This window comes from Neisseria sp. WLZKY-1 (assembly GCF_046546535.1).
Classification (GTDB): domain Bacteria; phylum Pseudomonadota; class Gammaproteobacteria; order Burkholderiales; family Neisseriaceae; genus Neisseria.
On the sequence record NZ_JBKGTW010000003.1, the window covers coordinates 15,164 to 28,185 of the forward strand.

The following is a 13,022-nucleotide window of genomic DNA, read 5'->3' on the forward strand; positions in this document are numbered from 1 at the left end:
GGTTTTTCAGACGGCCTTTCGGTTTGAACTAAACAAGCGCTTTACAGCACGGCCAGCGCGGCGTCGTAATCGGGTTCGTCGCCGATTTCGCCGACCAGTTGGACGTGCAGCACTTTGTCGGCTTCGTCGAGCACCACGACGGCGCGGGCGGTGAGGCCGCGCAACGGGCTGTCAGCAAGGACGACGCCGTAATCTTGCGCGAAGCTGCTGCGGAAGCTTGAGAGCGTCACGACTTTGTCCAAGCCTTCCGCACCGCAGAAGCGGGCTTGGGCAAAGGGCAAATCGGCGGAGATGCACAGTACGACGGCATTATCCAGCGAGGAAGCGCGTTGGTTGAACTGGCGCACCGATTGGGCGCACACGCCGGTGTCGACGCTGGGGAAAATGTTCAGCACTTTGCGCTTGCCGGCAAAATCGGCTGACGTTTTGTCGGACAAATCGGCAGCGGCCAGCGAGAATGCGGGCGCGGTTTGGCCGACGGCGGGCAGCGTGCCGTTGACTTGTACGGGGTTGCCGTGGAAGGTGACTTGGGACATGGTAAATCCTTTCTTTCGGTTGCGTACAAAACGGGCGGCAGCAGCCGCCCGCGTGAAGGATAGGACGTTTGACCCGCCCTGCCAAGAGGCCATCTGAAAAGTACGCGGCGCTTTCAGACGGCCTCTTGGCCTTAGCGGATGATGCCGCGCGTGGAGGCGGCAAAGAAGCCTTTGAATACGGCCAGCTCGGGCCGGGTTTCGGCGCGCGCGAGGATGTCAGCTTTGGCTTCTTCAAACGGGATGCCGCGGTGGTAGACGGTTTTATACGCATCTTTGACGGCGGCAATCTGTTCGGCGCTAAAACCGTTGCGGCGCATGCCTTCGCTGTTGATGCCTGCCGGTTCGGCGCGGTAGCCTGCGGCCATGAAGTAGGGCGGTACGTCTTTGTGCACGCCTGCGGCGAAAGCGGTCATGGCGTAGTCGCCGATGCGGCAGAACTGGAAAACCAGCGTATAACCGCCGAGAATGACGTAGTCGCCGATGGTAACGTGTCCGGCCAGGCTGGCGTTGTTGGCGAAGATGGTGTGGTTGCCGATGACGCAGTCGTGGGCGAGGTGGCAGTAGGCCATAATCCAGTTGTCGTCGCCGACGCGGGTTTCGCCGATGCCGGTAACCGTGCCGAGGTTGAAGGTGGTGAATTCGCGGATGGTGTTGCCGTTGCCGATAATCAGGCGGGTCGGCTCGCCGGCGTATTTTTTGTCCTGCGGGATTTCGCCGAGGCTGGCAAATTGGAAGATGCGGTTGTTTTCGCCGATGGTGGTGTGGCCGTTGATGACGGCGTGCGGGCCGATTTCGGTGTTCGCGCCGATTTGCACGTCGGGGCCGATGATGGTGTATGCGCCGACTTTGACGCTGGAATCGAGTTCTGCTTTGGGGTCGATGACGGCGGTGGGGTGGATGAGGGTCATGGTTTTCCTTTCGTGCCCGTTTGTTCGCTGGCGGCCTGTCCGACGGTTTTCAGACGGCTTCCTAGGGGCTGTTGGCAATCAGCCCCAGGCCGTCTGAAAACGCCGCATCAACCTTTTTCGACGACGCGCTGGGCGCACATGATGGTGGCCTCGCAGGCCAGTTCGCCGTTTACTTTGGCGGTGGCGTTGAATTTGCCGATGCCGCGGCGGTGGGCGAGCAGTTCGACTTCGAAGTCGAGGCGGTCGCCCGGGATGACCTGGCGTTTGAAACGCACATTGTCGAGTCCGGCAAACAGGGTGATTTCGTTTTCGCGGCGCTTGGTGCTGCCCTGGCTCAACACGGCCAGCACGCCGCAGGCCTGCGCCATGGCTTCGACGATCAGCACGCCCGGCATTACGGGCGATTCGGGGAAGTGGCCTTGGAAAAACTGCTCGTTGAAGGTGACGTTTTTAAACGCACTCAGGGTTTTGCCGGGCTCGGCGGCGGTAACGCGGTCGAGCAGCATGAAGGGGAAGCGGTGCGGTAGGATTTCCTGGATTTCGCGGGCTTCGATGGGGAATTTGATGTCCATTGCGTGATTGTCCTTGTGGTTGGGTCATGCCGTCTGAAAACGGTTTTTCACTTCCTTGAAACTTCGTTTTCAGACGGCCTTTTGTTATCTGCTTATCTGCCGTTTTTCAGTTCGGCCAGTTCTTTTTCAAGCTGCCTGATCCGTTTGTCTGTTTCGCTCAAACGGCGCACGTGCACGGCGTTGCGCGCCCATTCTTTATAAGAAGACATGGGGAAGATGCCCGCAACGTGGGTGCCGCTTTCGCTGATGCTGTGGGTGACGGACGTGCCGCCGCCGATGGTGGTTTTGTCGGCGATTTCGATGTGGCCGACCGTGCCGACGCCGCCGCCGATGATGCAGAAATCGCCGATGGTGACGCTGCCGGAAATACCGGTTTTGGCGGCGATAACGGTGTGGCTGCCGATGCGGCAGTTGTGGCCGATTTGCACTTGGTTGTCGATTTTGCTACCGCGTCCGACGGTGGTGTCGCTCATTGCACCGCGGTCGATATTGGTGTTGGAGCCGATTTCGACGTCGTCGCCGAGCGTTACCGCGCCGGTTTGCGGGATTTTAAACCACGAATCGCCTGCAAAGGCGAGGCCGAAGCCGTCTGCGCCAATGACTGCGCCGCTGTGGATTTCCACGCGCTTGCCTAACGTGCAGCCGTGGTAAACCACGGCGTTGGGGTGGATAACGGTTTCATCGCCGAGCGTACAGTCGTGTTCGACCACTGTACCTGCGAGAATGCGGCAGCCTTCGCCGAGTACTGTGTTTGCGCCGATGTAGGCGTGCGCGCCGATTTCGCAGCTTGCGGGTACTGTGGCGGTCGGCTCAATCACGGCGGTGGGGTGTACGCTGCCCTGTGCTTTGACGATCGGCGAAAACAGCCGTGCCACTTTGGCGAAATAGAGATAGGGGTCGGCGGCGACAATCAGGCTGCGGCCGGCAAATTCGTCGGCAGCTTTGGCCGATACGATGACCGCGCCCGCGCCGCTGGCGTGTACGTCGGCCTTGTATTTGGGGTTGGCGAGAAAGCTGATGTGCGCTGCGCCTGCTTCGGCGAGCGGGCGCACGGCGGACACGGCGATGTCGCTGCCGCGCACTTCGCCGCCGAGTTCGGCTGCGATTTGGGAAAGGGTATAGGTTTTTTCTGTCATGGCCTTATCGGAACAGGTTGCACGGCAGGCCGTCTGAAACGGGAAACCGCAAGCAATCGGATGCGTTTTCACTTCGTCGGGGTTTCGTTTTCAGACGGCCTTTTCGTGGAATTTACCAAAACGGCGCGGGGCGTTTGGGTGTGCAGAAATGCACGTCTTGCGCGCGGAAACAGGTGTAACGGGCGCGGCGGCCGTCCTGCTTCAAGGGGTTGAAGGCGCGGCTGCGGTAATACACTTCGAGGCTGCCGCCTTCGTATGCGCTCTGCCGGCGCTCGTTTTCCGCATCATAATCGGCGGTGAAGGTGTATTGCCTGCCGCCGATTTCGTAGCTGACGGAACGTGTGTCGGACAGGTTCGGACGCGGCGCGGATGTGACCGCTTGTGCGCGGCAGGGCTGCGCTTTACCGATTTTGCCCGCGGCGCCGACGGGGAAGCAGCGCGTGTCGGCCGTTTGCGGAATATCGGCCTGCGCGGCAAAGGAAAAAAGCAGGCCAATGCTGCCGATACTTTTTTCATCATATTTGAATCCGGTTCGGGCGCGGCGGGAAAACGTTTCAGACGGCCTCGATACGGCAGGCCGTCTGAAAAACCCGCGGCGCAGGTTGGACTGTTTAACGGTTCATCTCGTGGATGACTTTGTCGGTGATGTCGAATTTGGCGTCGATGAAGATAACGTTGTGCAGTATCAGGTCGTAACCTTCTTTTTTTGCCAAATCAATCATCACGCGGTCGGCGTTGCGCTGCAATGCGGCGAACTCTTCGTTGCGGCGCAGGTCGTAGTCTTCGGCCAGCTGCTGCTGCGCGGTGCGCAGGGCGCGGCTGCGGCGCTCGCTTTCGGCGTTTTTGCCGGAGGCGGCGTTTTTGCGCAGCCATTCTGCGGTTTCCTGCTGCATTTTTTCCAGCTGCTGCTGGCGCGGCGCAAATTCGGCTTCCAGTTTCTGCTGGATGTTTTGCGCCTGCTTCGACTCGCGGTAGACGCGCTCGACGTCGATGAAACCGAGTTTCTGCGCGCCGCCTGCCGCCGCGGGTGCGGCCAAAGCCGCCGCAGCGGCAAAGGCTGCTGCCCACATGCTGATCCGTGTTTTTCCACTGGTCATGCTGTTTCCTGTGCCAAGCTTAGAAGGTGGTACCCAGCTGGAATTGGAAGCGCTGGATTTCGTCGGTCGGTTTTTTCTTGATCGGATAGGCATAGCTGAACTTCATCGGGCCCAGCGGCGAGATCCACGTTACCGCCGCACCCGCGGAGTAGCGCAGCTCTTCCTTGAAGCTGGATTTGTGGCTGGTGCCCACGCCGTAAACGTTTTGCAGTTTCCTTCCTCCCAAGAGGTCGCTGCTCGAATCGGTATAGGTTTTGTTGTCCCACACGCTGCCGGCGTCGGCAAACAGGCTCAGGCGGACGCTGCGGCTGTCTTTGATGCCGGGGAAGGGGAACAGCAGCTCGGCCGTGCCCGAGAGCATTTTGTTGCCGCCGTAGCTGATTTTGTCGCCGTCTTCGTCGTAGACTTTCGGGCCGAGCGTACCGCTTTCGTAGCCGCGCACCGAACCCAAGCCGCCGCCGTAGAAGTTTTGGAAGAACGGCAGTTCTTTGGTTTTGCCGTAGCCGTCGGCCGCACCCAGCGATCCGCCCAGCATCAGGGTAAAGTTTTTGCTCAACGGGAAGAACCATTTTTGGTTGTGCGTCAGGCTGTAATACTGCAAATCGCCACCGGGCAGGCCGCCTTCCAAATTGGCGTCGATCATGTAACCGCGTGTCGGCCACAGGGCGCTGTCGGTTTTGTTGCGCCCCCAACCGACGCTGCCTTTAACTGTCCAGCCTTTGTATTTGCCGATGCCGCCGGTTTGGCTTTTGGCGTATTTTTCGATGAATTCGCGGTAGCGTTTGGGTGCGCCTTCGAAGGTCTGAACCTGCATATGCTCGGCGCCGAGGCCGAAATTGACGCGGTCGTATTCGGTGACTGGCACGCCCATGCGGATGCCCGCACCGACGGTGGAGGTTTTGTAGCGGCCGTTGCTGGTGGTGCCAGAAGAGGATTTGCGCGGATCGTAGGTTTTGCCGTACAAGTCATAACCTAGGCTCACGCCGTCGGGGGTGAAATAGGGGTCTGTAAACGACAGGGAGGCGTTGTTGGTGGTTTTGCTGCGCGAAACGCGGGCAGAAACGGATTTGCCTGTGCCGAACAGGTTGTCCTGCGCCACGCCGAAAGCCATCACAAGGCCGGTGTCCTGCACCCAGCCCGCGCTCAAATCGAGCGAACCGGTGGCGCGTTCGTTGACGCTCATGTCCACATCCACCTGGTCGGGCGTGCCTTCCACGGGTTTGGCTTCGAATTTCACATCGTCGAAGTAGCCCAAAAGCTCGACGCGTTCTTTCGAGCGTTGCAGTTTGGAAACGTCATACGGAGCGGCTTCCATCTGGCGCAGTTCGCGGCGCACGACTTCGTCACGGGTTTTGTTGTTACCCGAAATGTTGATTTTGTTCACATAAACTTTACGGTTCGGTTCGACCTGCAAGACGAAATCGACGACGCCCGTTTCGCGGTTCGGCTGCGGAATGACGTTGACTTCGCTGAACGCATAACCAGCCGTTCCCATCGACTGCTGGATTTTTTCCAGACTTTCCAGCATCTGCGCGCGCTCGTACCAACGGCCTTCCTTCATTTTCAGATGGCCGTACAGCTCTTCTTTCGGCACTTCGCGGGTGTCGCCTTCGATAGTCACTTTGCCCCAGCGGTAGCGCTGTCCTTCGGACACGGTGATTTTCATCGTTTGGTGTTTTTGGTCGGGCGACATCTGTACATCGGTATCGACAATGCGGAAATCGAAATAGCCGTTGTTTTGATAAAAATCGGTAACGCGCTCCATGTCCTGCGAGAATTTGTCGGAATTGAAGCGGTTGCTTTTGGTCAGCCAGGTAAACAGGCCGCCTTCGCTCAGGGACATCTGGCGGCGCAGGCGGCGGTCGGAATAGCGCTCGTTGCCTTCAAATTCGATGTCTTTGATGGTGGTGGTTTTGCCCTCGTCGATTTTCAGCTCCACCGCCACGCGGTTGCGCGCCAGACGGGTAACTGTGGGGGTGATTTCCACCGAATATTTGCCCTGTTTCTTATACTCATCCTTCAAACCGGCCACGGCTTCGTTCAGACGGCCTTGGTTGAACGGTTTGGACTGCCCCAAGCCGAAGGCGTCGAGGTTTTTCTTGATGGCGTCGTTTTGAATCAGTTTGCCGCCGCTGACTTCGAAACTGCCGATCACAGGGCGTTCGACCACGGTCAGCAGCAGCTGGTTGCCCATGCTTTCCACGCGCACGTCGTCAAACAGTCCGGTGGCATAGAGGCTGCTGATAATCTGCTCGCCCTGCCCGTCGCGGAAGGTGTCGCCCACTTTGACCGGTAGGTAGGTGAACACGGTGGACGGCTCGGCGTGCTGCAAGCCCTCCACGCGGATGTCCTGAATGGTAAAGTCGGCTAGGGCGAGCGGGGAAAGTCCCAGCATCATCAGGGTCAGGGTCAGTTTTTTCAGTTTCATACGTTATCCAAATAAACGGGTAATATCATTAAAAAAAGCCAAAATCATCAGCATCATCATCAGTGCCAGGCCGACGCGCAGCCCGGCCGTCTGAATGCTTTCGGAAAGCGGTTTGCCGCGCAGCCATTCGATACTGTAAAACACCAGATGCCCGCCGTCCAACACGGGAACGGGCAGAAGATTCATCACGCCGAGGCTGACGCTCACCAAGGCGAGAAATTCGACATAGGGCTGCCAGCCCATCGAGGCGGACTTGCCCGCCACATCGGCGATGGTCAGCGGACCGGAAACGTGTTGCAGCGAAGCCTGCCCACCCAAAAGGCGGCCGAAGAACTTCAAAGTCAGCGTAACGTAGTCCGTAGTTTTGCGCCAGGCCATGCCGAAGGCTTCGGCAACGGACGGATAATAGCGGAAGCGGACTGCTTTGTCCCACACTTTATCGGTGGCCGCACCTAATCCGACCCTGCCGGACAAGACGCCGCCCTGCATTTCCGAGTCGGGGCGGATGAAGGTTTCCAGTGTTTTTCCGTCGCGCAGATAGGTCAGTTGCAGCTTTTGCCCTGCGCTGCGGCGCACCAAATCGACCCATTCCTGCCAGCTGTCCAGCGCTTTGCCCTCGGCCGCCAGCAGCGTGTCGCCCGCCTTCAAACCGGCCTTCTCCGCCGCGCTGCCGGGCACGACCACGCCGACGGTTTTCGTCAGCCTGTAAGGCATCAGACCGATATAGCCACCGCGCTTGGCCACATCGGCCGCCTCCTGCGTGCCTGCGGCATTGATGGTGCGTACGACGTTTTGTCCCTGCTCTGTCGTCACGGCCACATCGACTTTTCCCGCCTCCAAATCTAAAATAATGCCGGTTTGCGCGTCGCCCCAGTTGGCAACGGGCACGCCGTTGACGGCGGTGATTTTATCGCCTGCGGCAAAACCCGCTTTGGCGGCGATGCTGTACGGCTCGACCGTGCCGACAAAGGGTTTCAAATCACTGATACCGAAGGAAAAACTCAATCCGTAAAGCAGCACGGCCAGGGCCAGATTGGTAAGCGGGCCTGCGGCGACGACGGCGATTTTCTTGGCGGGATGCTGTTTGTCGAAGGCATAGGGCAGATCGGCCTCGGCCACGTTGCCCTCGCGGGTGTCGACCATTTTGACATAGCCGCCCAACGGTATCGGTGCGAAACACCATTCGATATTGCGCCAACGTTTGGTGAAAAACGGTTTGCCGAAGCCGACAGAGAAGCGCAGCACTTTGATGCCGCACCAGCGCGCCACCAGCAGATGGCCGAGTTCGTGCAGGCTGACCAATATCAAAATGGCAACGATAAATGAAACCAGGGTGAGCAATCTTTTTTCCTTTTAATGTATCGGTTTTGCCGCTGTGTTCTTGTTTTTCAGACAGCCATTGCGGTTTTGACGCCGCAGAGGCCGTCTGAAAAAGCTTGGGCGCGGCGGCGGGTTTCGCTATCGAGCGCGAGCAGGTCTTCCAAACTGGAAAGGCCGTCTGAAAAACCTTTGTCCAAGCAATGGGCGACGGTGCGGGCGATGTCGGTGAAACGGATTTTGCCGTCCAAAAAGGCGGCGACGGCGGCTTCGTTGGCGGCGTTGAGCACGCACGGTGCGCTGCCGCCCGCGTGCATCGCTTCGTAGGCGAGCTTCAGGCAGGGAAAGCGTTGGAAGTCAGGCCGTCTGAACGTGAGTGCGGACAGGCTGTCGAAATCGAGCGCGCCCACGCCCGATTCGATGCGTTCGGGCAGGCCAAGGCAGTAGGCAATCGGCGTGCGCATATCGGGCTTGCCCAATTGCGCCAGCACCGAGCCGTCGCGGTAGCGCACCATGCTGTGAATCACCGATTGCGGGTGGATGACGACTTCGAGTTTTTCGGGCGGGCAGGCAAACAGCCAGTGCGCCTCAATCAGCTCCAGGCCTTTGTTCATCATGGTGGCCGAATCGACGGAAATTTTGCGTCCCATGCTCCAATTGGGATGCTTCACGGCCTCTGCGGGCGTGATGCGTTCGAGCGCAGCCAAATCGGTATCGAGAAAGGGACCGCCCGAAGCGGTGAGCACGATGGAGGCGATGCCGTGTTCGTTCAGACGGCCTGTGTAGTCGCGCGGCAAAACTTGGAACACGGCGTTGTGTTCGCTGTCGACGGGCAGCACGGTTGCGCCGCCTGCTTTGGCGGTGTCTATAAACAATGCGCCGGCTACGACCAGCGTTTCTTTGTTGGCCAGATAAATGGTTTTACCCGCGCGGGCAGCGGCCAGGGCGGAAGGCAGGCCGGCCGCGCCGACGATGGCACACATCACGCCGTGCACTTGGTCGGTGGATGCAATGTCAATCAGGGCTTGCGCGCCGTGTAGCACTTGGGTTTTGACATCCGCGTCGCGCAACAGGTTTGCCAGACGCGCAGCGTGTTCCGCATCGGCGGCAACGGCGTATTCGGGTTGGAAGCGGCGGCATTGCGCGGCCAGCTTTTCCACCTGCGTATGTCCGGCCAGCGCAAAAACGGAAAAACGATCGGGATGGCGCGCAACCACATCGAGTGTGCTCTCGCCGATGCTGCCGGTGCTGCCGAGAATGGTGAGATTTTGGATGGACATGGGTTGGTGTGTTTCCAATTAGGCCGCGCGAAGCGGCATTGTCGTTTTATTGTTGCTGCGGAAATTTTCAGACGGCCTTTGCGGATAAAGGCCGTCTGAAAGGGTTGCCGTCAGTCGATGGCGTATTCGATGGTAACAACAAGGCGGACTTGTTTGCCGACGGTGGATTTGTCGTAAGTGCCGCCATAGTCGTCGTCGCTGCTGCTGCCGCTGTCGGAATAGATGTTGAACGAACCCTGCGAAGCCGAGCGCATGGCACCGACTTTGCCGCCGCCGGTTTTGGCAAACTCTGCGGCACGTTTTTGCGCGTCTTCAGTGGCTTGGGTAATCAGGTCGCGTTTGATGGTTTCGAGATTGCCGAGCAGGTATTGCGGATTGTCGAACTCGACAAAGTCGTTTTTCGCCCTCAGGTTGCGGATGGCGGTTTGCGCGGCTTGGATTTTGTCGAGTTTTTTAGTGTTGACAGTAATGTGGAGGCTGCCGTCGTAGCCGTTGGGTTTACGTTCGACCACTTCGCCGTCGCTGTTGCGGATTTCCTGATAGACGCGCTCGACCGACGGCAGGCCGATTTGCATTTCGGATTCTTCAAAACCCTGTTTTCTCAAAAAACCTTCCAGCTTTTTGCGCTCCGATGCCAGAGCGTCCAACACGTCCTGATAGCTGTCGCCGTGCAGCGCAACGCCGCTGCGCCAGGTTGCGCTGTCGGATTGGAAGTTTTTTTCGGCCAAGCCTTTAACGGTAATCGTGCCGGGCTGGCGGAAGTTTTTAAACTGGATGCCGAGTATGAAGGCAGCGGCCATCAGGCCGGCGGCAAGCAGTGCGCCCAACAGGGGTAGCGAAGATTGGCGGTGGGTATCGGTCATAAAACACTCCTTTCAGACGGCCTTGTTCAGACGGCCTCAATACAGCGAAACAAAGGCGGCATATACGCTCAATACGGCAATCAGGCTGTCGGTGCGATCGAATACGCCGCCGTGGCCGGGCAGCAGATTGCTGCTGTCTTTAATGCCCGCCGCGCGTTTGAGCAGGCTTTCGAGCAGGTCGCCGCACACGCTGACGGCGGTCAGCACCGCACCTGCCGCCATGGTGGCAGGCCACGAGGCCTCAAAGCCGAGCCAGCCCGCCGCGCGGACGGCGCTCAGGTAAAGCAGCACCGCTAGCAGACCGCCAGCCACACCTTCCCAGCTTTTTCCAGGGCTGATGGCGGGCGCGAGCTTGCGTCTGCCGAAAGCTTTGCCGGAAAAATAAGCGCCGATGTCGGCCAACCACACCAAACCCATTACCGACAAAAGCGGCAGCACGTTTGCGCCGTCAGGGCGCAGGGTCACGAGGGCGAACCAAAACGGCATCATCAGCATCCAGCCTGCCGCATAGGCACGCCAGCCGCCCGCGAGTTTCCATTTGTGTTTCAGCCACAGCGGCATCACGGCCAGCCAGAACACCAGCACGGCAAACCAGCCCACGGCGGGCAGCGCCCAGCCGCCCGCAACCGCCAGCAGCATAAACACCGCGCTTGCCAGCAGATAGGGCGCGCGGTCTTTGCTGTCGATACCGGCCATGCGGGCGTATTCCCACAGGGCAAGCAGGGCGATCAGCGCGGAAAACGCCGCCCACAGGATATCCGAAGCCCAAAACAGCATGCCCAACATGATGGGCAGCAGAATCAGGGCGGTAATGATGCGTTGTTTCAACATATCGGGTTAATTTCTCTGCTGATCCTGCGGCAGCTGCTCGGACGTGCGTCCGAAGCGGCGCTCGCGGCTTTGGAAGGAGGCTATGGCCGTCTGAAAAGCCTGTTTGTCAAAATCAGGCCACAGCGTGTCGGTGAAATAAAGTTCGGCATAGGCCATCTGCCACAAAAGGAAATTGCTGATGCGCATTTCACCGCCGGTGCGGATGAACAGATCGGGCTCGGGCGCATCGCCCAGCATCAGCTCGGCATTGAGGTCGGCCTCCGCAATTTCCTGTTTGCCTGCGGCCAGCAGGCGGTTGGCGGCTTGGAGGATGTCCCAGCGGCCGCCGTAGTCGGCGGCGATGGTGAGCGTAAGGCCGGTATTGTCCTTTGTGAGGTTTTCGGCGGCCTCGATGCCGACGATGATTTCGGCATTAAAGCGGCTGCGGTCGCCGATCACTTTGAGGCGCATATTGTGTTCGTGCATACGCCGAACCTGTTTTTGCAGCGCCTGTAAAAACAGCCCCATCAGAAAGCCGACTTCCTCTTGCGGACGGCGCCAGTTTTCGGTGGAAAAGGCGAAAACGGTCAGATATTCCACACCCGCCGCCGAGCATTCGGCACACAGATTTTCCAGGGCGTCCAAACCTTTTTTGTGCCCCATCACGCGGGGCAGGAAACGTTTCTTCGCCCAGCGGCCGTTGCCGTCCATAATCACGGCGATGTGGCGGGGAACGTTGCGGTGTTCCGGTATGGCCTGTGTGCTGCTTTTCACGGAAAATCCTTGTCGTACGCGGGATGGGCGGCTTTCAGACGGCCTTTACACGGCCATCAGGTCTTCTTCTTTGGCGGCAAGGATTTTGTCGGCCTCGGCGATGTATTTGTCGGTGAGCTTTTGCACCGCCTCTTCGCCGCGACGTGCCTCGTCTTCAGAAATTTCTTTGTCTTTCAGTAGCTTTTTGATGTGGTCGTTGGCATCGCGGCGCACGTTGCGGATGGAAACGCGGCCTTCTTCGGCTTCGCCGCGCACGACTTTAATCAAATCCTTGCGGCGCTCTTCGGTGAGCATGGGCATGGGCACGCGGATAAGGTCGCCGACAGAGGCGGGATTCAAGCCCAGATTGGAATCGCGGATGGCCTTTTCGATTTTGGCGGCCATATTGCTTTCAAAAGGTTTCACGCCGATGGTGCGCGCATCCAGAAGGGTGACGTTGCCGACCTGGCTCACGGGCACCATGCTGCCCCAGTATTCCACTTCCACTTGGTCGAGCAGGCCGGTATGGGCGCGGCCGGTACGCACTTTGGCGAGGTTTTCCTTCAATACTTCCAGCGAGCGCTGCATTTTGCTTTCGGCTGTCTTCTGAATATCGCTAATCATCTTGTTCTCTTTAACTTTACGGCTGAAAAATGAAAGGCGGGATACTACCTTGCTTTTCCATGTCGGGCAAGTAAAGACAACCCGCTCCCGCCATCACAAAAGGCCGTCTGAAAACGGCGTTTCAGACGGCCTTTGCGGCTTTCAATGCGGATGTTTAGTGGGCATGGCCGTGGTCATGGCCGCCGTGTGCGCCGGGGCTACCCGCATTGGCGCGCACTTCAACCTGCACGGTCTGCTCTTGCGCACCTTTGAATTTCAGCGTCAGCGGGAATTTGTCACCCGGTTTCAGCGGTTTTTTCAAATCCATCAGCATAACGTGGTAGCCGCCCGGTTTCAGCGACATGATTTCGCCTTTTGCCACTTTGATGCCGCCTTTCACTTCCTGCATGCGCATACCCATGGCTTTCTGGCCGGTTTTCGGATCGGTGAGCATGGCATGGACATGCTCATGGATTTCCACCCGTTTGGACACGGGACTGCTACCGCCGATCAGGGCGATTTCTTTGGGCGTGTCGTTTTCCATATCCATGAAAACGCCGCCGTTTTTCATGCCGCCCACGGTTTCGCGCGCCCAAGAATTTTGGATAACCACGCCTTCTGCAAAGGCGGCTTGGCAGAACAGAGTTGCCACTGCGGCTATAAGTAATTTTTTCATACTGCTTTCCTTTCAAAAAACGGTTGTCAAAAGAAGTCGCCAA

At 58.6% G+C, this 13,022-nt stretch carries 14 protein-coding genes; all 14 read right to left on the minus strand.

Translation table 11 applies throughout. The features are described 5' to 3' along the window. Positions 1-41 precede the first annotated feature (41 nt). The 14 genes from tpx to ACLD9W_RS01595 all read right to left on the minus strand — a co-directional run bounded on the left by tpx (position 42) and on the right by ACLD9W_RS01595 (position 12,979). On the minus strand, positions 42-536 hold the full coding sequence (tpx, locus tag ACLD9W_RS01530) for a thiol peroxidase (protein ID WP_410840378.1): 495 nt from the start codon (positions 534-536) through the stop codon (positions 42-44). A gap of 131 nt (positions 537-667) precedes the next feature. Further along, positions 668-1,444 carry an acyl-ACP--UDP-N-acetylglucosamine O-acyltransferase gene (gene lpxA, locus ACLD9W_RS01535; RefSeq protein WP_410840379.1) on the minus strand — a complete coding sequence of 259 codons (777 nt, stop codon included), beginning with the start codon at positions 1,442-1,444 and terminating at the stop codon, positions 668-670. Between the two features lie 107 nt (positions 1,445-1,551). After that, entirely contained in the window at positions 1,552-2,016 is a 465-nt protein-coding gene (gene fabZ / locus ACLD9W_RS01540) for a 3-hydroxyacyl-ACP dehydratase FabZ (protein WP_009425629.1), read from the minus strand. 92 nt (positions 2,017-2,108) lie between these two features. Next, the gene (lpxD, locus tag ACLD9W_RS01545) at positions 2,109-3,152 is read right to left on the minus strand and encodes a UDP-3-O-(3-hydroxymyristoyl)glucosamine N-acyltransferase (protein ID WP_410840380.1); all 1,044 of its coding nucleotides are present in this window, start codon (positions 3,150-3,152) and stop codon (positions 2,109-2,111) included. Between the two features lie 112 nt (positions 3,153-3,264). After that, positions 3,265-3,387: a hypothetical protein gene (locus tag ACLD9W_RS01550; RefSeq protein ID WP_410840381.1), complete on the minus strand. Its 123-nt coding sequence runs from the start codon at positions 3,385-3,387 to the stop codon at positions 3,265-3,267. 376 nt (positions 3,388-3,763) lie between these two features. After that, entirely contained in the window at positions 3,764-4,249 is a 486-nt protein-coding gene (locus tag ACLD9W_RS01555) for an OmpH family outer membrane protein (RefSeq protein ID WP_410840382.1), read from the minus strand. 19 nt (positions 4,250-4,268) lie between these two features. Then, entirely contained in the window at positions 4,269-6,677 is a 2,409-nt protein-coding gene (bamA, locus tag ACLD9W_RS01560; RefSeq protein ID WP_410840383.1) for an outer membrane protein assembly factor BamA, read from the minus strand. Positions 6,678-6,680: 3 nt separating this feature from the next. Beyond that, a complete protein-coding gene (rseP, locus tag ACLD9W_RS01565; protein WP_410840384.1) occupies positions 6,681-8,018 on the minus strand; it encodes an RIP metalloprotease RseP in 1,338 nt (445 codons plus the stop codon). A 47-nt stretch (positions 8,019-8,065) separates the two neighbouring features. Further along, positions 8,066-9,274 (minus strand): 1-deoxy-D-xylulose-5-phosphate reductoisomerase, encoded by a 1,209-nt coding sequence (gene ispC / locus ACLD9W_RS01570; RefSeq protein WP_410840385.1) that lies wholly within the window; start codon positions 9,272-9,274, stop codon positions 8,066-8,068. A 110-nt stretch (positions 9,275-9,384) separates the two neighbouring features. Next, the gene (locus ACLD9W_RS01575) at positions 9,385-10,137 is read right to left on the minus strand and encodes an SIMPL domain-containing protein (protein ID WP_410840386.1); all 753 of its coding nucleotides are present in this window, start codon (positions 10,135-10,137) and stop codon (positions 9,385-9,387) included. A 36-nt stretch (positions 10,138-10,173) separates the two neighbouring features. Continuing rightward, positions 10,174-10,968 carry a phosphatidate cytidylyltransferase gene (locus ACLD9W_RS01580; RefSeq protein ID WP_410840387.1) on the minus strand — a complete coding sequence of 265 codons (795 nt, stop codon included), beginning with the start codon at positions 10,966-10,968 and terminating at the stop codon, positions 10,174-10,176. A gap of 6 nt (positions 10,969-10,974) precedes the next feature. Beyond that, positions 10,975-11,721: an isoprenyl transferase gene (locus tag ACLD9W_RS01585; protein WP_410840388.1), complete on the minus strand. Its 747-nt coding sequence runs from the start codon at positions 11,719-11,721 to the stop codon at positions 10,975-10,977. A 45-nt stretch (positions 11,722-11,766) separates the two neighbouring features. Then, a complete protein-coding gene (gene frr / locus ACLD9W_RS01590) occupies positions 11,767-12,324 on the minus strand; it encodes a ribosome recycling factor (protein ID WP_395428622.1) in 558 nt (185 codons plus the stop codon). Between the two features lie 154 nt (positions 12,325-12,478). Next, positions 12,479-12,979: a copper chaperone PCu(A)C gene (locus ACLD9W_RS01595; protein ID WP_410840389.1), complete on the minus strand. Its 501-nt coding sequence runs from the start codon at positions 12,977-12,979 to the stop codon at positions 12,479-12,481. Positions 12,980-13,022: the final 43 nt, after the last annotated feature.

Excerpts from the sequence above, each read along its gene's own strand:
- ACLD9W_RS01580 (WP_410840387.1), bottom strand. The coding sequence starts at position 10,968 with ATGTTGAAACAACGCATCATTACCGCCCTGATTCTGCTGCCCATCATG.
- fabZ (WP_009425629.1), bottom strand. The coding sequence starts at position 2,016 with ATGGACATCAAATTCCCCATCGAAGCCCGCGAAATCCAGGAAATCCTA.
- ACLD9W_RS01555 (WP_410840382.1), bottom strand. The coding sequence starts at position 4,249 with ATGACCAGTGGAAAAACACGGATCAGCATGTGGGCAGCAGCCTTTGCC.
- ispC (WP_410840385.1), bottom strand. The coding sequence starts at position 9,274 with ATGTCCATCCAAAATCTCACCATTCTCGGCAGCACCGGCAGCATCGGC.
- frr (WP_395428622.1), bottom strand. The coding sequence starts at position 12,324 with ATGATTAGCGATATTCAGAAGACAGCCGAAAGCAAAATGCAGCGCTCG.
- tpx (WP_410840378.1), bottom strand. The coding sequence starts at position 536 with ATGTCCCAAGTCACCTTCCACGGCAACCCCGTACAAGTCAACGGCACG.
- bamA (WP_410840383.1), bottom strand. The coding sequence starts at position 6,677 with ATGAAACTGAAAAAACTGACCCTGACCCTGATGATGCTGGGACTTTCC.
- ACLD9W_RS01575 (WP_410840386.1), bottom strand. The coding sequence starts at position 10,137 with ATGACCGATACCCACCGCCAATCTTCGCTACCCCTGTTGGGCGCACTG.
- ACLD9W_RS01595 (WP_410840389.1), bottom strand. The coding sequence starts at position 12,979 with ATGAAAAAATTACTTATAGCCGCAGTGGCAACTCTGTTCTGCCAAGCC.
- lpxD (WP_410840380.1), bottom strand. The coding sequence starts at position 3,152 with ATGACAGAAAAAACCTATACCCTTTCCCAAATCGCAGCCGAACTCGGC.
- lpxA (WP_410840379.1), bottom strand. The coding sequence starts at position 1,444 with ATGACCCTCATCCACCCCACCGCCGTCATCGACCCCAAAGCAGAACTC.